The organism is Providencia sp. 21OH12SH02B-Prov, assembly GCF_027362595.1.
Classification (GTDB): domain Bacteria; phylum Pseudomonadota; class Gammaproteobacteria; order Enterobacterales; family Enterobacteriaceae; genus Providencia; species Providencia zhejiangensis.
Genome location: NZ_CP114796.1, coordinates 3,292,957 through 3,312,304 on the forward strand (window position 1 = coordinate 3,292,957; position 19,348 = coordinate 3,312,304).

The 19,348-nt window shown below is 41.2% G+C and carries 17 protein-coding genes; 14 read left to right on the forward strand and 3 right to left on the reverse strand.

Annotated features, from left to right (window positions below; genetic code table 11):
* Positions 1–252: 252 nt before the first annotated feature.
* Together lipB and lipA are read left to right on the forward strand one after the other, a co-directional pair.
* A complete protein-coding gene (gene lipB, locus O7C57_RS15420) occupies positions 253–816 on the forward strand; it encodes a lipoyl(octanoyl) transferase LipB (protein WP_375097500.1) in 564 nt (187 codons plus the stop codon).
* 125 nt (positions 817–941) lie between these two features.
* A complete protein-coding gene (gene lipA / locus O7C57_RS15425) occupies positions 942–1,907 on the forward strand; it encodes a lipoyl synthase (RefSeq protein WP_154622612.1) in 966 nt (321 codons plus the stop codon).
* Positions 1,908–2,120: 213 nt separating this feature from the next.
* Here lipA and cspE read toward each other — a convergent pair whose 3' ends face one another.
* Together cspE and O7C57_RS15435 are read right to left on the reverse strand one after the other, a co-directional pair.
* A complete protein-coding gene (cspE, locus tag O7C57_RS15430; protein WP_014657708.1) occupies positions 2,121–2,330 on the reverse strand; it encodes a transcription antiterminator/RNA stability regulator CspE in 210 nt (69 codons plus the stop codon).
* 219 nt (positions 2,331–2,549) lie between these two features.
* A complete protein-coding gene (locus O7C57_RS15435; RefSeq protein WP_154622611.1) occupies positions 2,550–3,008 on the reverse strand; it encodes a methylated-DNA--[protein]-cysteine S-methyltransferase in 459 nt (152 codons plus the stop codon).
* 290 nt (positions 3,009–3,298) lie between these two features.
* On the opposite strand from O7C57_RS15435, the gene nrdH reads away from it, so the two are divergent.
* The 11 genes from nrdH (at position 3,299) to emrB (ending at position 16,786) form a co-directional block, all read left to right on the forward strand.
* A complete protein-coding gene (nrdH, locus tag O7C57_RS15440) occupies positions 3,299–3,526 on the forward strand; it encodes a glutaredoxin-like protein NrdH (protein ID WP_154622610.1) in 228 nt (75 codons plus the stop codon).
* Between the two features lie 9 nt (positions 3,527–3,535).
* Positions 3,536–3,949, forward strand: coding sequence for a class Ib ribonucleoside-diphosphate reductase assembly flavoprotein NrdI (gene nrdI / locus O7C57_RS15445; protein ID WP_154622609.1), 414 nt, complete (start codon positions 3,536–3,538; stop codon positions 3,947–3,949).
* 9 nt (positions 3,950–3,958) lie between these two features.
* The gene (gene nrdE / locus O7C57_RS15450) at positions 3,959–6,091 is read left to right on the forward strand and encodes a class 1b ribonucleoside-diphosphate reductase subunit alpha (protein ID WP_154622608.1); all 2,133 of its coding nucleotides are present in this window, start codon (positions 3,959–3,961) and stop codon (positions 6,089–6,091) included.
* A 13-nt stretch (positions 6,092–6,104) separates the two neighbouring features.
* Positions 6,105–7,076 (forward strand): class 1b ribonucleoside-diphosphate reductase subunit beta, encoded by a 972-nt coding sequence (gene nrdF, locus O7C57_RS15455; protein WP_154622607.1) that lies wholly within the window; start codon positions 6,105–6,107, stop codon positions 7,074–7,076.
* Between the two features lie 721 nt (positions 7,077–7,797).
* On the forward strand, positions 7,798–9,000 hold the full coding sequence (gene proV / locus O7C57_RS15460; RefSeq protein ID WP_154635681.1) for a glycine betaine/L-proline ABC transporter ATP-binding protein ProV: 1,203 nt from the start codon (positions 7,798–7,800) through the stop codon (positions 8,998–9,000).
* Positions 8,990–10,168, forward strand: a complete 1,179-nt coding sequence (proW, locus tag O7C57_RS15465; protein ID WP_154624420.1) for a glycine betaine/L-proline ABC transporter permease ProW — start codon at positions 8,990–8,992, stop codon at positions 10,166–10,168. Before proV ends, proW begins: the two co-directional genes overlap by 11 nt.
* Positions 10,169–10,254: 86 nt before the next feature.
* Positions 10,255–11,253, forward strand: a complete 999-nt coding sequence (gene proX / locus O7C57_RS15470) for a glycine betaine/L-proline ABC transporter substrate-binding protein ProX (RefSeq protein WP_154624421.1) — start codon at positions 10,255–10,257, stop codon at positions 11,251–11,253.
* A gap of 199 nt (positions 11,254–11,452) precedes the next feature.
* Positions 11,453–12,652, forward strand: a complete 1,200-nt coding sequence (locus tag O7C57_RS15475) for an MFS transporter (protein WP_154624422.1) — start codon at positions 11,453–11,455, stop codon at positions 12,650–12,652.
* A gap of 657 nt (positions 12,653–13,309) precedes the next feature.
* Complete coding sequence (gene mprA, locus O7C57_RS15480; protein ID WP_154624423.1) at positions 13,310–13,837, forward strand: transcriptional repressor MprA; 528 nt, start codon at positions 13,310–13,312, stop codon at positions 13,835–13,837.
* 214 nt (positions 13,838–14,051) lie between these two features.
* Positions 14,052–15,233 carry a multidrug efflux MFS transporter periplasmic adaptor subunit EmrA gene (gene emrA / locus O7C57_RS15485; protein WP_163862820.1) on the forward strand — a complete coding sequence of 394 codons (1,182 nt, stop codon included), beginning with the start codon at positions 14,052–14,054 and terminating at the stop codon, positions 15,231–15,233.
* A 53-nt stretch (positions 15,234–15,286) separates the two neighbouring features.
* On the forward strand, positions 15,287–16,786 hold the full coding sequence (emrB, locus tag O7C57_RS15490; RefSeq protein ID WP_231131859.1) for a multidrug efflux MFS transporter permease subunit EmrB: 1,500 nt from the start codon (positions 15,287–15,289) through the stop codon (positions 16,784–16,786).
* A 504-nt stretch (positions 16,787–17,290) separates the two neighbouring features.
* On the opposite strand, the gene O7C57_RS15495 is transcribed toward emrB, so the two are convergent.
* Positions 17,291–18,328 carry a tRNA/rRNA methyltransferase gene (locus O7C57_RS15495; protein WP_269723308.1) on the reverse strand — a complete coding sequence of 346 codons (1,038 nt, stop codon included), beginning with the start codon at positions 18,326–18,328 and terminating at the stop codon, positions 17,291–17,293.
* A 171-nt stretch (positions 18,329–18,499) separates the two neighbouring features.
* Here O7C57_RS15495 and O7C57_RS15500 point away from each other — a divergent pair, with 171 nt between their 5' ends.
* Complete coding sequence (locus O7C57_RS15500) at positions 18,500–19,213, forward strand: tRNA-uridine aminocarboxypropyltransferase (RefSeq protein ID WP_154624426.1); 714 nt, start codon at positions 18,500–18,502, stop codon at positions 19,211–19,213.
* Positions 19,214–19,348 lie beyond the last annotated feature (135 nt).

Below are 19,348 nucleotides of genomic sequence, written 5' to 3' on the forward strand. Positions count from 1 at the left end.
TGCTATTACACAAAGTCTACAGGAATAACCTCTCTTTTTAGCTCGTTTAAAACGCTAATTTATGCTTCACCTTGTAAAAAACAACAAACAGCCGCCACTGTAACATTTTAATAACATGACAGAACTGGCGATAACCCGCGACCAGCGTTATACTACTCGCACATTTCTAATGTGGATGTTAAAACATTGTCAGCACGAACTATTATTGTACGTCAATTAGGGCTTGCCCCTTATCAAAGCGTTTCTGATGCGATGCACCAGTTCACTGAAAACCGCGACAAAGACACTCCAGATGAGCTATGGCTTGTCGAGCACCCGCGTGTCTTTACTCAAGGCCAAGCCGGTAAAGCAGAGCATGTTCTCGCGCCGGGTGATATTCCCGTCATCCAAAGTGATAGAGGGGGTCAAGTGACCTATCATGGACCGGGGCAACAGGTCATGTATGTCATGCTTGACCTTAAGCGTAACAAATTAGGCGTACGCGATTTGGTGACCGCACTCGAAAATACAGTCGTCAAGACGCTCGCTCATTATCACATCGACGCTTACCCGCGCCCTGATGCACCGGGAGTCTATGTCAATAGTGATAAAATCTGTTCTTTAGGATTACGTATACGAAAAGGCTGCTCTTTTCATGGACTCGCACTGAACATCAATATGGATCTTGAACCTTTTAATCGCATTAACCCCTGTGGCTACGCTCAATTGAAAATGACCCAAGTACGTGATTTCATACCTAATGTGACATTACAAGATGTTCAACCCGTGCTAATTGAACAGTTCTGTGACACACTGGGATTTCATATTGTTCAATAATGATGCTATAATTTTTTAACATTTTTAAAAAAAATTTTAATGGATAAGTAACGGCTCCCATACTTTACATTTCTAATAATCGACTTATCCAATGACTCAAAAAGATAACTGGAACCGGTATAATTATGAGTAAACCAATTCAGATAGAACGCGGAATTAAATATCGTGACGCCGATAAAATGGCGCTGATCCCTGTCAAAAACGTTGTCACTGAGCGTGAAGAAATTCTACGTAAACCTGATTGGATGAAAATTAGGTTGCCAGCCGATTCTACTCGCATTCAAGGGATCAAAGCGGCCATGCGCAAAAATGGTCTTCACTCCGTTTGTGAAGAGGCATCCTGCCCTAACCTATCTGAATGCTTTAACCACGGCACTGCAACTTTTATGATCCTTGGTGCAATCTGCACACGCCGTTGCCCATTCTGCGATGTTGCTCATGGTCGTCCGAATGCACCAGATGCTAATGAACCCGTTAAATTAGCTCAAACGATCAAAGATATGGGGTTACGTTATGTCGTCATCACCTCCGTTGACCGTGATGATTTACGTGATGGCGGTGCTCAGCATTTTGCTGATTGCATTAGCGCTATCCGTGAAAAAAACCCATCAATAAAAATTGAAACATTGGTTCCCGATTTTAGAGGAAGAATGGACCGTGCATTAGACATTCTCACGGCCACACCACCCGATGTTTTTAACCATAATCTTGAAAACGTACCACGTATCTATCGCCAAGTTCGCCCGGGTGCTAACTATGAATGGTCTTTAAAGTTACTTGAAAGATTTAAAGAAGCACACCCCGACATTCCAACTAAATCAGGCTTGATGGTTGGATTAGGTGAAACTAACGAAGAGATTATTGAAGTGATGCGTGATCTGCGTCGCCATGGAGTCACCATGTTGACACTCGGTCAGTATTTACAGCCAAGCCGTCATCACCTCCCCGTTAAACGTTATGTCAGCCCTGCTGAATTTGATGAAATGAAAGAAGAGGCACTGGCGATGGGCTTTACACACGCAGCCTGTGGCCCATTTGTACGCTCGTCTTATCACGCCGATCTACAAGCAAAAGGCGAAGAGGTTAAATAATCGCAAAACGTGTCATCATCTCTCTAAGGCCTCGATTTTCGAGGCTTTTCATTTTATATCTAACCATCAATGCTTGAATCTGTCGCCAGCCTCATTAACACATCCCTGAGACAGATGAATAGCTATAAACAATCCATAAACCCCATGCAAAATAAAACTCGCTCCAGTTAAACTGGAGCGAGTTTAGAGGCTGTTCGTTTCTATTTGTTGAAATTACAGAGAGACAACGTTTACAGCAGATGGGCCTTTAGCGCCTTCAGTGATTTCAAATTCAACTTTCTGACCTTCTGCTAGGGTTTTGAAACCTTCGCTCGCAATAGCAGAAAAGTGAACAAACACATCTTTGCTGCCATCTTCTGGAGTGATAAAACCGAAACCTTTAGACTCGTTGAACCACTTAACGTTACCTTTAACTTTAGACATCAAATTATTACCTTTAAAATAGAAATAGACACACCATCAGTGTCAAGCTCAGTACAACAGATATACAACTTACTTGTCTACAACCTAGATCACGAAAATTGACAAAAAGCATAAAAAAATATTATTTATCAGGATAAATTTCTAATTTAGCATGAATTATTCTTTATAATAGCAATTAATCCGAATAATAATATTACTGTTAGCCGACTATTTAGCATATTACTTTTCATGCTCTAATAACCAGCCTTTAATGTCTAAACCACCAGTATAACCGACTAGCTTGCCATCATGTCCTAACACACGATGGCAAGGAACAATCAAAGAAATTGGATTACGTGAATTCGCCATACCGACTGCTCGGCAATAGTTCACCGACCCCAATTTCAGTGCGAGGTCTTTATAGCTCCAGCGTTCCCCAAAAGGAATACTACAGAGATGACCCCATACTTTTTTTTGAAATTCAGTTCCTTGTGGATTTAATTTTACGGTGAACACTTTCCGCTTGTGGTTAAAATATTCTTCAAGTTCTTTTGCACATAATTGAGAATGTTCATTCTTGTGCTCAGGATGACTCTTTTGTTCAACAAAATAGATACTTGTCACCCCTTCATCATCTGCCGTAATTTGTACCCAAGGCTTAGGAAATTTTTCCGGTGTCGCCAAATATTGATGATACATAATATCCCCTTAAGAGAATGCCATTATCTGATCGTATATACAGTTATAAACTGTATTATTTCTACTTGGCAATGATATTTTTTCTTAGTCTTGATAACAGAACTATTCAAAACCTCAAAATTTAATTCCTCAACATAAATAATCACCTAGCCAATAATTAGAATAATTATCATTCAATATTGCCAATCCACTATATATTGTGTGGTTGAAAAAAATTAGATCTATATATAGTCTTTAAATACTAATCATCACACTACTGATAGTCTTCAATACACTTAAAGGTACTCAATATGGCTGTTATTACAATTTATAGTAAACCCGACTGCGTGCAATGTAATGCGACTTACCAAGCCTTAGACCGTAAAAGTATTCCGTATCAAGTGGTCGATCTCACTCAAGATGATGAAGCCTTACAGTTTGTTCGCCAGTTAGGTTATCAACAAGTTCCTGTTGTCGTGGCAGATCAAGAACATTGGTCTGGTTTTCGTCCTGACATAATCAGCCGCCTTTCAGCTTAGGAGAGGGTTATGCAAACGGAATCACTGATCTACTTTTCGAGCCACTCAGGTAATTGCCATCGCTTTGTCGAAAAAGTTGGCCTTCCAGCAACCCGCTTACCTATCGGTGGACAGCAATGCGACATTATTGCGACGACACCATTTGTCCTCTTGCTACCGACTTATGGTGGTGGCGGAAGCCGAGGAGCGGTACCAAAAGAAGTGATCCGTTTTCTTAATATTGAATCAAATCGGCAGCTCATTCGAGGAGTTATCGCGGCGGGTAATACGAATTTTGGCGAGGCCTATGCCATTGCTGGCGATATCATCGCGAGCAAGTGCCAAGTCCCCTATTTGTATCGATTTGAATTATTAGGCACGGAGCGCGATGTACAACGTGTCCGTGATGGACTAAACGCTTTTTGGCAACAAAAACATCATTAGAGCAAGTCAATGGAAAATACCAAAACTAAAGCCACTGTTGATTATCATGCACTTAATGCCATGCTGAACTTGTACAACAGTGCAGGCGAAATCCAGTTTGAAAAAGATCGCGAAGCCGCGCATCATTATTTTCGCCAACATGTAAACCAAAACACCGTTTTCTTTCATGATTTAAAAGAAAAACTCGACTTTTTAGTTAACGAAAACTATTACGAGCCACAACTCCTTGAGCAATATGACTTTGCCTTTATTAAAACGCTTTTTAAGCAAGCCTATGCACACAAGTTTCGTTTTCAAACCTTTTTAGGTGCGTTCAAATACTATACAAGCTATACCTTAAAAACGTTCGATGGCAAACGTTATCTTGAGCGTTATGAAGATCGTGTATGTATGGTCGCCCTCACCCTTGCACAGGGAAATCAGGCACTAGCAAGCTCTTTGGTTGATGAAATCATTAGCGGACGCTTTCAACCGGCAACCCCGACGTTCTTGAATTGCGGAAAAAAGCAGCGTGGAGAACTGGTTTCCTGTTTTTTACTGCGCATTGAAGACAATATGGAATCTATTGGTCGCTCCGTTAACTCGGCTCTTCAATTATCCAAACGTGGCGGCGGCGTCGCTTTTCTGATGACCAATTTGCGTGAGCAAGGAGCACCAATAAAACTTATTGAAAATCAGTCATCTGGCGTCGTTCCTGTCATGAAAATGTTGGAGGATGCCTTTTCATATGCCAATCAATTAGGTGCCCGACAAGGCGCGGGGGCCGTGTATTTACATGCCCACCACCCTGATATAATGCGTTTTCTCGATACTAAAAGAGAAAACGCGGATGAAAAAATTCGCATTAAAACATTATCATTAGGCGTCGTCATTCCTGACATTACCTTTCAGTTAGCCAAAGAAAACAAAGAGATGTATCTATTCTCGCCTTATGATATTGAGCGAGAGTATGGGGTCCCGATGTCAGAAATCAGTGTGACTGACAAATATCATGAGATGGTGAATAATAAAGCCATCAAAAAATATAAAATTAATGCTCGCGAATTCTTCCAAACGCTCGCCGAGATACAGTTTGAATCTGGCTATCCGTATATTTTATTTGAAGATACCGCCAATCGTGCTAATCCCATCGCTGGCCGTATTAATATGAGCAATCTGTGTTCAGAAATTCTGCAAGTTAATCGCCCTAGCATCTATGAAGACGATTTAAGCTATCGAGAAATTGGAAAAGATATCAGTTGTAACTTAGGCTCCATGAATATTGCTAAAATGATGGACTCCCCTAATTTTGCCCACTCCATAGACATAGCAATTAGAGCATTAACCGCCGTTTCTGATATGAGCTATATCCGTTCAGTGCCTTCAATCGAACAAGGCAATCATCAATCGCATGCAATCGGCCTTGGGCAAATGAACTTACACGGCTATCTCGCAAGAGAGCGAATTCATTATGGCTCAGAAGAAGCGCTCGACTTTACCAATATCTATTTTTATACCATCACCTATCATGCACTAAGAATATCGAACCAATTAGCGATTGAGCGTAAAGAGGCTTTCAAAGGCTTTGAAGATTCAGATTATGCGAATGGTCGCTATTTCGATAAATATATCAACCAAAGTTGGTTAGCAAAAACACAAACCGTTCAGGAATTATTCCGACGTTCGGGCATCGAAATTCCAACTCAAGAGGATTGGCAATCACTTAAGCAATCCGTGATGGAACACGGTATTTATAACCAAAATCTACAAGCCATCCCTCCAACAGGGTCCATCTCTTACATTAATAACTCAACATCGAGCATTCATCCAATTGTTGCTCGAATTGAAATCCGTAAAGAAGGCAAAATTGGACGTGTCTATTATCCTGCGCCTTTTATGAACAATGATAATCTTGAATATTATCAAGATGCTTACCAAATTGGACCTGAAAAAATCATCGATACCTATGCGGTTGCCACTCAGCATGTCGATCAGGGGTTATCTCTCACTTTATTTTTTAAAGATGACGCGACCACGCGAGATATTAATCGAGCGCAAATTTATGCCTGGCGTAAAGGGATAAAAACACTGTACTACATTCGGCTTCGCCAAACGGCCTTAGAAGGCACAGAAATTGATGGTTGTGTTTCATGTACGCTTTAAAAGGAAAATCAGTATGACTACGCAAATTTCATCTGCTACCGTTAAAGCGATTAACTGGAATCGCATAGAAGATGATAAAGACCTTGAAGTCTGGAATCGTTTAACCACCAATTTTTGGTTACCAGAAAAAATTCCTTTATCGAATGATATTCCTTCGTGGAATACGCTAACGGCTGCCGAGCAACAACTCACAATTAGAGTTTTTACTGGGCTTACACTACTCGACACGATTCAAAATACCGTGGGTGCGCCAAGTTTAATGCCCGACGCCCTTACGCCACATGAAGAAGCCGTTCTGTCAAATATCAGTTTTATGGAAGCGGTACATGCTCGCTCCTATAGCTCTATTTTTTCAACGCTGTGTTCTACCACCGATGTGGATGATGCCTATCGCTGGAGTGAAGAAAACTCTGCGTTACAAAATAAAGCCAAGATTATCTTATCTTATTATTGTGATACTCATCCATTAAAGAAAAAAGTGGCCAGTGTATTTTTAGAGTCATTCTTATTCTATTCTGGCTTCTATTTACCCATGTATTGGTCCAGTCGAGGTAAATTAACCAATACTGCCGATCTCATCCGATTGATTATCCGTGATGAGGCAATTCATGGCTATTATATAGGCTATAAATTTCAAAAATCATTATTCAATTATGATGAAAAAACTCAAGCAGAAATTAAAGAGTTTACCTTTTCATTACTTTTTGATTTATATGAAAATGAAGTGAATTATACGCAAGAATTATATGACTCCGTAGGATGGACGGAAGATGTGAAAAAATTCCTCCATTATAATGCCAATAAAGCCTTAATGAATTTAGGTTATGAGGCATTATTTCCCGATATAGTGACTGATGTAAGCCCGGCTATATTGTCGGCACTCTCACCCGATGCTAATGAAAATCACGATTTCTTTTCTGGTTCTGGTTCTTCATATGTGATTGGTAAAGCGGTAAGTACAGAAGATGATGATTGGGACTTCTAATCAATCAATTTAGTTAACCCATCCCTTTATAAACAACAAAAAAACTATCTAGCTGAATAATATGGACTTTATTTTGATAGATAGTTTTTGGTTCAAAAAACACTCAAATCACTTCGAAATTAACATGCTTTCCTGTTAAATAATTCATTTTTTATAGCCATATCAAATAACATTTCTTCAATAAAGATAGTTACACGAAAGAATTGATAAATAATACTAATCATTCAGCGTTTATTTTTAAATTATTTCTATTTTTATTTTCAAAAAGACCTAAGCGTTAAAATAAACACTTTTTCTTTTTCATTATTACTTCAAATTCTGTTTTAAAAACAAAATAACTTCAAACACAACATAAAGTTAACATGTATATCTGAATTCAGGGTATTTATATATTGAAACGAATAAAAGTACCACTTTACTCAATTTAATCGCTAAATAACTCGCTATTTTTTGATTAATAGTCCTTAACCTAGGGTTGTCAGCACAATTTATTATGCTAGGTTATATTGCTTGTTTATTTTTCTAATAATTTAAAATGGAGTCATTCAAATTAAGCCATAATTATTAAATTCACTTTTAAAATAATAGGAATATCTACCCTTAATATTTTCAACCAATAGTCTAAAGCGTTAATTCGAATTTTGAGTCGCCCTATAAAAATCAGCTTCAATTCGATACCAGCTTTGAGTCATTTATTAATTGAAAAATGGGTAATCACTGTATGCCAATAAAATTAGAAGTTAAAAACTTATATAAAATTTTTGGGGAACATCCGGATCACGCGTTCAAACTTTTAGAATCGGGAATGGACAAAGATGACATCTTTGAAAAAACGGGCCAAACCGTGGGTGTTCAAAATGCCAATTTAGCCATTGAAGAAGGTGAAATCTTTGTTGTTATGGGACTTTCAGGATCAGGAAAGTCAACATTAGTACGTTTACTCAATCGACTGATCGAACCCACCAGCGGGCAAGTACTGATTGACGGAGAAGATATCTCTAATATCTCTGACAAGGCCTTACGTCAGGTCAGAAGAACAAAAATTAGTATGGTTTTCCAATCCTTTGCATTAATGCCCCATATGAATGTCATTGATAATACCGCTTTCGGTATGACGCTTTCTGGTATCCCTAAAGAAGAGCGCCATAAAAAAGCGATGGATGCCCTCCACCAAGTCAACCTTGAAAAATGGGCTTATTCTTATCCCGATGAATTATCCGGTGGGATGAGGCAACGTATCGGTCTAGCTCGAGCGCTAGCAAATGACCCAGATATTTTGTTGATGGATGAAGCTTTTTCAGCGCTTGATCCTTTGATTCGAACTGAAATGCAAGACGAGCTACTCTCTCTTCAGGGCGACAAGCAACGCACTATTGTGTTTATTTCTCACGACCTTGACGAAGCGATGCGTATCGGTGATCGGATCGCCATTATGCAAGGCGGCGTTATCGTTCAAACAGGTACACCAGACGAAATATTAAATAATCCCGCTAATGATTACGTCAAAACCTTCTTCCGTGGTGTCGATATTAGCCAAGTCTTTAGTGCCAAAGATATTGCCCGCAGAAGAGCCGATGCATTACTACACATCGCGCCAGGTTTTGGTCCTCGCTCAGCCCTCAAAGTGCTTAATGACGACGACCGTCAATATGGCTATCTACTTTCACGAGGCCATACCTTTGCAGGGGTCGTTTCTATCGAGTCATTAGAAAAAGCATTACAACAGAAACAAGGTATTGAAGCTGCTGTCATCACCAGTATCGAGCCAATCCAAGGTGATACACCTCTCAACGAGGTGATTTCAACGGTTGCGCAAGCTCCCTGTGCTGTTCCTGTGATCAATGAGAAAAACCGCTATCTTGGTGTGATCTCAAAAGGAATGCTGCTACAGGCACTGGATAAGGAGACATCAAATGAGCAATAACACACAAGAGCATAAAAATGACCATCAAGACCCATGGGCAGATGCGCAGGTCGATGAAACCTCAAAGCAAGAGGGGACAACAGAAACCAATACAGAAAGTGATCCATGGGCAATGAGCTCAGACAATCAGGCCTCAACGGATAGCGATCCTTGGGGAAATGCCACAGATACGTCTACACCGGCTGACACAGGGGGGAGTGATTGGCTTGATGCCGCACCAGCTGACAGTATTGTGCCTGAACATTTCAATATCATGGATCCTTTCCAGCAGACACTGATCCCTCTTGATTCTTGGGTTACTGAAGCAATTGATTGGATCGTATTACATTTTCGCCCTGTTTTTCAGGGTATCCGTATTCCAATTGATTTCATCCTCAGTGGTTTTGAACAATTTTTAACCTCCCTACCTTCGCCCGTAGCGATTATCTTATTTGCATTAATAGCATGGCAACTGTCAGGCCGTATGATGGGAGTTGCAACGCTGATATCGATGATTGTGATCGGTGCTATCGGCGCTTGGTCTGAGGCTATGGTGACGCTTTCTTTAGTACTCACCTCTCTCTTCTTTTGTTTGATCATTGGGCTACCACTCGGGATTTGGTTGGCGCGTAGTGACAAAGCCGCCAGCGTTGTTAGGCCAATACTCGATGCCATGCAAACAACCCCAGCCTTCGTTTACTTAGTACCTATTGTTATGCTTTTTGGTATTGGTAACGTCCCGGGCGTTGTCGTCACAATCATCTTTGCTTTGCCTCCGATTATCCGCCTCACCATCTTAGGCATTAAACAAGTTCCTGCTGACCTAATTGAAGCGGCGGAATCTTTCGGTGCAAGTCCTAGCCAATTGCTGTTTAAAGTCCAACTCCCTTTGGCAATGCCGACCATCATGGCCGGGGTAAACCAAACCTTGATGTTGGCGCTTTCGATGGTTGTTATTGCATCGATGATTGCCGTCGGTGGCTTAGGACAAATGGTACTACGCGGTATTGGTCGCCTTGATATGGGATTGGCTTCTGTCGGAGGTGTCGGCATTGTTGTACTGGCTATCGTCCTTGACCGATTAACGCAATCCCTAGGTCAAAAATCGCGTAACAAACAGTCTACTCGCTGGTACCAACACGGCCCAATAGGCCTAATCACCCGACCATTTAGTAAAAAATCGAATTAATTTTTAATTCCCTATTCACGATAGAGCCGTCAATGCGGCTCGTCGCTTGCAAAGGCAAGCCAAAACGACAAACAGAGGTATCAATAATGAAAAAACCGATGATATTGGCAACAGCCCTGACGACCTTACTTGCCGTTCCACTCGCTAATGCAGAAGATCTGCCTGGTAAAGGAATAAAAGTCACGCCAGTTCAAAGTACGATTAGCGAGGAAACGTTTCAAACATTGCTGGTAGCAAAAGCACTGGAAAAACTAGGTTATGAAGTCGAACCCATTAAAGAGGTTGACTATAACGTCGCCTATGCATCAATTGCGAATGGTGATGCAACCTATTTGGCGGTTAGTTGGGTGCCATTGCATGATGCTCAATATAATGCAGCCGGTGGGGATAAAGCCTTTTATCGCCAAGGTGATTATGTGGTTAATGCCGCTCAAGGCTACCTAATCGATAAAAAAACCGCTGAAAAATATAACATCACCAATATTGAGCAACTAAAAGATCCTAAAATTGCCAAGTTATTCGATACTAACGGCAATAATAAGGCGGATTTAACTGGTTGTAATCCGGGTTGGGGGTGTGAAGCCGCAATCAATAATCATTTAAAAGCGTATGATTTAGAAAAAACCGTTGAACACAATCAAGGCAACTATGCAGCCATGATGGCAGATACCATCACACGCTACAAAGAAGGCAAGCCTATTCTCTATTATACATGGACTCCTTATTGGATCAGTGATGTACTCAAACCCGGTCGTGATGTTGTTTGGCTAGAAGTTCCTTTCTCTTCGATGCCTAATAATGACAAAACAGAGACTAAACTGCCGAATGGTAAAAATTATGGTTTCCCACCAAATACGATGCATATCGCGGCAAATAAAAAATGGGCAGAAGATAACCCAGCAGCCGCTAAGCTATTTGAAATCATGAAACTGCCTATTGCCGATATTAATGCTCAAAATTTAAGAATGCATAACGGAGAAGCTTCACAGTCCGACATCCGCCGTCATACAGATGCGTGGATCAAAGCCCATCAATCCACCTTTGATGGTTGGGTCGAGGAAGCGCGAAAAGCGGCTGAAAAATAGTCTCAATCGCTAATCTGACTTCTAAGCCACCGCATTAGGTGGCTTTTTTTCGTTAATGAATAAATGACACTCGCTAACGCTAATCGACTCGTATTCTCATCACTCACCTGAAACCGGCTCATTAATTGATAAAATGTTCCAATGACATCGCTAAAAATTGTTTATAGTAGTGACCTTATGAATAATGAGTAGATAATGAATGAATAAAGCACCACAAGCAGAACTCACGACAGGTTTAGTTATCTTAATGGCCATTGCGACAGGCCTTGTCGTGGCAAGTAACTACTACGCACAACCCCTTCTGGAAACCATCGCAACACAGTTTAACCTGACAACCAACATGGCAGGCTTTATTGTCACCGCCGCCCAGTTAGGCTATGCCGTTGGCTTACTATTTTTAGTGCCTCTAGGGGATATCTTTGAACGCAAGCGTCTCATTTTAGTAATGACCACCTTGTCTGCCATCGGCCTACTCATTACAGCGCTATCTAATAATGTATGGCAAATACTTTTAGGAACTGCGCTTACAGGGCTATTTTCTGTTGTCGCTCAAGTTTTAATTCCCATGGCCGCAACCCTGGCAAAACCGCATCAAAGAGGAAAATCTGTCGGCATTATCATGAGTGGATTACTCTTAGGAATATTACTGGCCAGAACTATTTCAGGGGCAGTAGCAATGATCGGTGGATGGCGAACCATCTATTGGGTCGCTTTTGGGTTATTAATTATTTTGATTATTGTGCTTTCATTTAAGTTGCCACGTTATCACCAAAAAACAGAACTCAATTATTTTCAGCTATTACTTTCAATTGGTCGCCTATTTTGTGGAACGCCAGTGTTAGCCGTTCGCGCACTATTGGGTGCTTTGTCTTTTGCCAACTTCGCACTACTTTGGACGGCAATGGCTTTCTTGCTTGCAAGCCCCCCATTTCGTTTTTCAGAAGGCACCATAGGACTGTTTGGTTTAGTTGGTGCCGCTGGGGCGTTGATGGCTTCACAAGCGGGCCATTTGGTGGATAAAGGTAAAGGCAAGCGAGTCACGACGATTGGATTGATTCTCTTATTTCTGTCGTGGATACCCATTGGATTTGCCAAAGACTCTCTGATTGCTTTTATTATAGGCGTGTTAATTCTGGATCTTGCCATTCAAGCGGTTCATGTCACCAATCAAAGTACTTTGTATCGCATCCTCCCCGAGGCGCGCAATCGTATCACCGCGGGTTATATGACCAGCTATTTTATTGGTGGTGCTCTTGGCTCTTTATTATCTGGCTATGCTTATGAACAAGCCAGCTGGGAAGGGGTTGTGGTATGCGGAGCAGTATTATCTGTCGTTAGTTTGGTGATTTGGGCGATAGGATCGCGCTTCGATCCCGCCATATACCCATCAGATGAATAAAAGGTATTCGTTGAGAGTGACTGCGCTTCAGGAGCTCTCAACGAATTGAAAGCACAAACATCAGTAAATGTAATATATTGAAATACTCCTCTCGTATTTACTCCCCTCATCTTTCTCTATCGCCTCCCCATCACAATCACAAATTTTTACCGATGGTTTTATTTTGTAATAGTTACATAGGCAAAAATCATCAAATAACACAATTAAACAAAAAATGTCGCTCAATATAAAGTTACAATTTAGTTTCTAATTATGACTATTACCCAATGGTATGATGATCAATGAGTTAGTTTCCACTTGATTTTATATAGCTGATAGATGAAAGGTTTACAAATCCTGTTGAATAATGAATGTAACCGTAGTTTAGATCGTAATTACATGATTTTATTTTGTTTTACTCTGTGACTATCAGCCTTAAAAATAAAATAAAATGATTATTTTACTCCTATAAACTAATTTAAAAGGCAGAATGATAGAATTACGCTATACTAAACCGAGTAAATTACATTCATAAAATTTATGAATTATGTATCATTATCAAAATAAATTTGATGATATCAATTAACTACAATTGCTAATTTTAGCTTTTGATATACCATTTAGATGGTTGATGACAGTTGTAATCTTACCAACTGAAACTAATAAGGTATCTAAATAATGGAAAGTTCATTTACTCCGACAGAAGAGCTATTAAATGCTCGTGTCGCACAGCAAAATTCGCATAACAATCCTATTCCCTATCAGGAGATCCTCCTAACGCGTCTTTGTATGCATGTTCATGGTAAACTCCTTGAGTCACGTAACAATATGCTCAAGGCACAAGGGATTAACGAAACACTGTTTATGGCGTTAATGATCCTAGATACAAAAGATTCTCGAAGTATTCAACCTTCTGAGCTAAGTGCAGCTTTAGGTTCTTCACGAACCAATGCAACGCGTATCGCTGATGAGTTAGAAAAAAATGGTTGGATTGAGCGTAAGGAAAGTCACAATGACCGCCGGTGCTTACATCTTCACCTGACTGAAAAAGGCTCTGAGTTTTTAGCTGGGTTACTTCCGCCTCAGCACACTGCCTTAAAAGATATTTGGTCTGTATTAGAGCTAGAAGAGCAACAACAACTCAACAAATTGATGCGTAAGTTACTAATTAAGCTAGATACTGTTAAAGATTATAGCAATTATTAACCACTATAATTTTGTGGGTAATGTATTTGAGGCATTTATAAGCTAAAAGACGAAAAAAGACTTTTCTGTCTGAAAGATTTCGCTATCCTTTCTATCTTGTGCTTAAGATATCCCATCAAGCAAATATATCAGTTGTTGTCTCAGTTTCCAGTGGTTAGCGCTAACTACTGGGAACATTCGTGATCTAAAATGCCGATGAGCGGAGAACACCAGAATGAGTGCCCATGAGGAAATTCAATCAACCCCTAATCAACACCCTAATAAAAAAAGAAAACGCAGAAATGCTTTACTATTTCTCACCTTCCTTTTTATTGTCGTGGGTGTTGGCTGGGCTATCTACTGGTTCTTCGTCTTACGTCATTATGAAACGACTGATAATGCCTACGTAGCAGGTAATCAAGTCCAGATACAGTCACAAATATCGGGGAGTGTTATGACGGTTAACGTCGATAACACAGATTATGTGAAAAGTGGCACAATCTTAGTTGAACTCGATCCTAGAGATGCCCAGCTAGCTTTAGAAAAAGCGAAAACAACGCTCGCAAACAGTGTTCGCCAAACCCATCAACAAATCGTAAATAGCCGTCAATATCAAGCGAACATTGATATGAAACGCTCTGAATTAGTGCGACTGCAAAATGATTTAAAACGTCGTGAAGTTCTTGGCAGCAGTAATCTCATTGGTAAGGAAGAATTGCAACACGCGCGAGAAGCTGTTGTGAGCGCCAAAGCCGCTCTTGAAGTTGCCATTGAACAATTGAATGCAAATAATGCCATCATCCTAGATACCCCATTAGCCAAACAACCTGCCGTCGAAGCTGCCGCCACAGAGGTGAGAAATACATGGTTGGCGTTACAGCGGACAAAAATTGTCAGCCCTGTTGATGGTTATGTTTCACGCCGTAGCGTACAAGTAGGCTCACAAATCACGACCGCAACACCGTTGATGGCTATCGTACCTTCTGAGGGAATGTGGATCGATGCTAATTTTAAAGAAACTCAATTGGCTGATATGCGCATTGGTCAACCTGCCAAAGTCACTACGGACTTCTACGGCAAAAATATCACTTTCAACGGCACTGTTGTTGGATTAGATATGGGAACTGGTAGCGCGTTTTCTTTACTGCCAGCTCAAAATGCGACAGGAAACTGGATTAAAGTCGTTCAACGTTTACCGGTACGCATTGCATTAGACCCAACACAATTGGAACAATATCCATTACGTATTGGTCTATCCACAGAAGTGACCGTAGATACGCTTAATAAAGATGGCAAAGTGCTTTCAAAAGGTCTGCGTGATGCTCCGGCCTACCATACCTCTGCACTGGCGATTGATATGTCTCCTGCGGACAAAATAGTTACTGATATTATTAATAGTAACTCAGGCAACAAATAATCTGAGGTGTAATTGTGACAAATGCGCCTTTAACAGGATCTAAACTTGCATGGATGACGATAGCCCTCTCGCTCGCCACCTTTATGCAAGTTTTGGACTCAACGATTGCGAACGTTGCCATCCCTACAATCGCGGGTAATCTCGGCGCCTCGAACTCTCAGGGGACTTGGGTCATTACCTCATTTGGCGTGGCCAATGCAATCTCAATCCCGATAACGGGATGGCTTGCTCGTAGAATTGGTGAAGTACGATTATTTTTATGGTCTACGGGTCTCTTTGCTCTTACTTCATGGTTATGCGGCATCTCTGGTAGCTTAGAGATGCTTATTTTATTTCGTGTATTACAAGGGCTTGTCGCTGGCCCCCTCATTCCTTTATCACAAAGTTTATTGCTTAATAACTATCCACCAGCAAAACGTAATATGGCGTTAGCATTGTGGTCAATGACCATCGTGATTGCCCCCATTTGTGGGCCAATACTTGGCGGTTATATTAGCGATAATTACCATTGGGGTTGGATATTCTTTATCAACGTCCCCTTTAGTATTGCAATTATTTTTGCCATCATGCAGACACTAAAAGGTCGTGAAACAAAAATTTCTATTCAACCTATTGATACTATTGGCTTAGTGCTATTAGTGGTTGGAATTGGTGCTCTGCAAATTATGTTAGACCAAGGAAAAGAACTGGATTGGTTTAACTCTACTGAAATTATTGTTCTTACTATCGTTGCTGTCGTTGCCATTTCGTTCTTAATTGTTTGGGAGCTGACTGATGACCATCCAGTCATTGACCTTTCACTCTTTAAAGAGCGGAACTTTACGATCGGTTGCTTATCACTCAGTCTCGCTTATATGCTCTATTTCGGCACCATCGTACTACTGCCTCAATTATTGCAGGAAGTCTATGGCTATACCGCAACATGGGCGGGGCTTGCCTCAGCCCCTGTCGGTCTCTTACCTTTACTGATCACGCCAATCATTGGTCGTTTTGGTAATCGGATTGATATGCGCTATATCGTTACGTTCAGCTTTATTATTTATGCTGTTTGTTACTACTGGCGAGCCTATACGTTTGAGCCTGATATGGGATTTGCCGCGGCAGCATGGCCACAATTCGTACAAGGGCTCGCAATCGCGTGTTTCTTCATGCCTTTAACAACCATTACGTTATCAGGGCTACCCCCTGAAAAAATGGCGTCGGCATCGAGTTTATCCAACTTTACACGTACGTTAGCCGGCGCGATAGGCACATCGATCACCACCACGATGTGGACACAACGTGAAGCCATGCACCATGAGAATCTGACAGAATTTATCAACCCCTATAATCCAAATGCTCAGCATATGTATAGTGAATTGGCGCAAATGGGCATGAATGAACAGCAGAGTGCCGCTTATTTAGCGAAAACAATCACAGACCAAGGGCTGATCCTATCGGCAAATGAAATTTTTTGGTTATCAGCAGGGATCTTTATTTTACTCATGGTAATTGTTTGGTTTGCCAAACCGCCATTTGGTGCAGGTTCTAAAGGTGGCGGTGGCGCCCATTAATGATGAATTAAGATCCTCGTTATTCCTTTGACTTGGATGACAGGATCTTAATGGTTAATGCCTTCATTTAGAGCAAATTGCGCGATTCTTTCTGCGGCGTCTAATACCCGATTCGCTCGGCCAAGAAATATCATCGTGAGCATGCGCTGCTTTATTGGCTAACGACCTACTTTCTATCTCACTTGCTGTATAGTTATTAGTTCTCTTTAGTACAGTATGTTAGCGTTATGCATTCACCTGCTGACGCTAATTTCGAGATTACACTAATAGAGCAACAAGATTGCGTGAATTGGCGTTATCTTTGAAGCCCAACATAACAGGTAGCCGTATATTGGCATTGGCGGCTTGTCTCGTGAAGAATTTAGATAAACACAAGCATTGGCCTTCTTGACGGGTATGATGTTAAACGCCCTGAGACAGAAAAGTCGTTTTGCCATAAAAATACTGCATATAACCAGTCAGTTAAAAACTGTTTATATGCAGCTATATCATAAATGCGCGTGATTATTTGGCTTTATTTTGCTGCCACCATTGCGCCAGCATCACACCTGTCGCAACTGACACATTCAAACTTTCAACTTTACCTGTACCACCAATGCACAGACTCATATCACCTTCGTTCCATACACTGTCACTTAGGCCATCACGTTCTTGCCCTAACACTAAAACCATTTTTTCAGGGAGCTGTGCTTTCGCAATATCTTGACTACCTTTATGGCTGGATGTCGTCACAATGGTATAACCGGCTTGACGGAAATGGTTCAGTGTATTGCTAAGTCCATCAGCATCAATTGCTTTGATATGCTCGGCCCCACCTTCTGCTGTACGGATCGCCGCTCCCGACTCCAGCATGCCAGCATCTTGTAGAATGACACCTTGTACACCAAAATGGGCGCAGCTACGCATAATGCCACCTAAGTTATGTGGGTTACCCACATCTTCAAGCGCGAGCACACAATCTTTCGCTGGTGCTTGTTGCAAATAGGTTTTAGCATCCATACCACCACGTTTTTTAATGATGAAACAGACACCACCATGATGTTCAGTCCCCGATGCTTTGGTTAGCTCTTCATCATCCACCACGTGGTAAGCTTTACGGTTTGCCGCCATCCATTTTAACGCATCACGAAAGCGTGGAGTCACTGACTGCAAGAACCAAGCTCGCACGATGGCATCTGGGCGGTTCTTAAACATGGCCTGACACGCGTTTTCGCCATAAATACGCGTTTCTTCTAAACGTTGCTTGCGCAATTGCTCAGGATCGATTTGGCTTTTGCCAGAAATACCACCATGATCATTCATCAGCTCATCACTGTTTGGCTTCGATACTGTGCGCCAAGCCGAACGTTCACGAGGTGGCTGACCTCTTCTATCATCGGAGCGACCCGTACGATCATGACGACGCCCGTCTCTTTTATCATGAGATCGCTTATTATCCTGTTGACGCTTACCTTTGCTATTGCCGTCATCTTGGCCTTCGCTACGGACATACATCACTTTTACTTTGCCATTCTTACCATTAAAATCATTCGAGTCGTTCATTGCTATCCCCTACAAAGCTATGGCGCGAAGATTACATGATGTTACCGAGCTACGCCACTGATTCCCACTATTATTGCATCTAAAAGATCGCGAATATACTGCTATCGTCATGCAACAGATTTACGTACAATACGCGCTTTGTTTTATCGATATCGAAAACCAACGCCCAACATGACTAAAAATGCCGTTTATACATTACGCCAAGAACGTTTAGCGACTTCAACAAAACCTTTTAAGGCGCGAGGGTGTCGGGTTAAGCGCTGTCAATACTGCTTGCTACCTATCCCTCAATGTCTGTGTCAAGATATCGCTCCAACTCAAGCCAAAAGTCAATTCTGTTTAGTCATGTATGATGGCGAAGTATTCAAGCCAAGTAATACCGGAAAACTAATTGCAGATATTTTACCCAATACGCTGGCTTTTCAGTGGTCAAGAACGGATCCTGCCCCTCAATTACTCGCTGCCATTCAAGATCCAACACGGCAGCCTTATATTATTTTCCCAGAAAGTTATGCCCAAAATGGCAGAACCGTCGTTAATCAACCGACAATTTCGGATAAACCGGCCTTATTTATTTTATTAGATGGTACATGGCCTGAAGCCCGTAAAATGTTTCGTAAAAGCCCTTATTTCGATAACATTCCCGTGCTGTCGATCAACACTAAAATACGTACTGATTACCTGTTACGCACCCCATCAAAAGAAGACCAACATTGCACCGCAGAAGTTGCAGCTACCCTCTTAGAATTGGCTGGTGACACCCCGGCTTCCGAACAGCTTTTTAAACATTTCAGCTTATTTAGAGATAAATATTTAGAAGGCAAACCTCATCATCCGCTCGCTAAACAGCTACAAGCAGAAAAAAGCTTAACTCATTGTGAGTAGAAAAAACCATTCACACTGTTTTAGGTTCATTAACAAATATGTAATTTGAAGATTGCGGCTGATTTAAAACGTGAACGTCATTAGATTATTCCATTAAATAATCAGGATAAACTGGCACTAATAACCCAATACAGC

Coding starts and splice junctions, on each gene's coding strand:
- O7C57_RS15475 (WP_154624422.1), top strand. CDS start 11,453: ATGAATAAAGCACCACAAGCAGAACTCACGACAGGTTTAGTTATCTTA.
- emrA (WP_163862820.1), top strand. CDS start 14,052: ATGAGTGCCCATGAGGAAATTCAATCAACCCCTAATCAACACCCTAAT.
- nrdI (WP_154622609.1), top strand. CDS start 3,536: ATGCAAACGGAATCACTGATCTACTTTTCGAGCCACTCAGGTAATTGC.
- proW (WP_154624420.1), top strand. CDS start 8,990: ATGAGCAATAACACACAAGAGCATAAAAATGACCATCAAGACCCATGG.
- nrdF (WP_154622607.1), top strand. CDS start 6,105: ATGACTACGCAAATTTCATCTGCTACCGTTAAAGCGATTAACTGGAAT.
- O7C57_RS15495 (WP_269723308.1), bottom strand. CDS start 18,328: ATGAACGACTCGAATGATTTTAATGGTAAGAATGGCAAAGTAAAAGTG.
- O7C57_RS15435 (WP_154622611.1), bottom strand. CDS start 3,008: ATGTATCATCAATATTTGGCGACACCGGAAAAATTTCCTAAGCCTTGG.
- cspE (WP_014657708.1), bottom strand. CDS start 2,330: ATGTCTAAAGTTAAAGGTAACGTTAAGTGGTTCAACGAGTCTAAAGGT.
- mprA (WP_154624423.1), top strand. CDS start 13,310: ATGGAAAGTTCATTTACTCCGACAGAAGAGCTATTAAATGCTCGTGTC.
- proX (WP_154624421.1), top strand. CDS start 10,255: ATGAAAAAACCGATGATATTGGCAACAGCCCTGACGACCTTACTTGCC.
- lipA (WP_154622612.1), top strand. CDS start 942: ATGAGTAAACCAATTCAGATAGAACGCGGAATTAAATATCGTGACGCC.
- nrdE (WP_154622608.1), top strand. CDS start 3,959: ATGGAAAATACCAAAACTAAAGCCACTGTTGATTATCATGCACTTAAT.
- proV (WP_154635681.1), top strand. CDS start 7,798: ATGCCAATAAAATTAGAAGTTAAAAACTTATATAAAATTTTTGGGGAA.
- O7C57_RS15500 (WP_154624426.1), top strand. CDS start 18,500: ATGACTAAAAATGCCGTTTATACATTACGCCAAGAACGTTTAGCGACT.
- nrdH (WP_154622610.1), top strand. CDS start 3,299: ATGGCTGTTATTACAATTTATAGTAAACCCGACTGCGTGCAATGTAAT.
- emrB (WP_231131859.1), top strand. CDS start 15,287: ATGACGATAGCCCTCTCGCTCGCCACCTTTATGCAAGTTTTGGACTCA.
- lipB (WP_375097500.1), top strand. CDS start 253: ATGCACCAGTTCACTGAAAACCGCGACAAAGACACTCCAGATGAGCTA.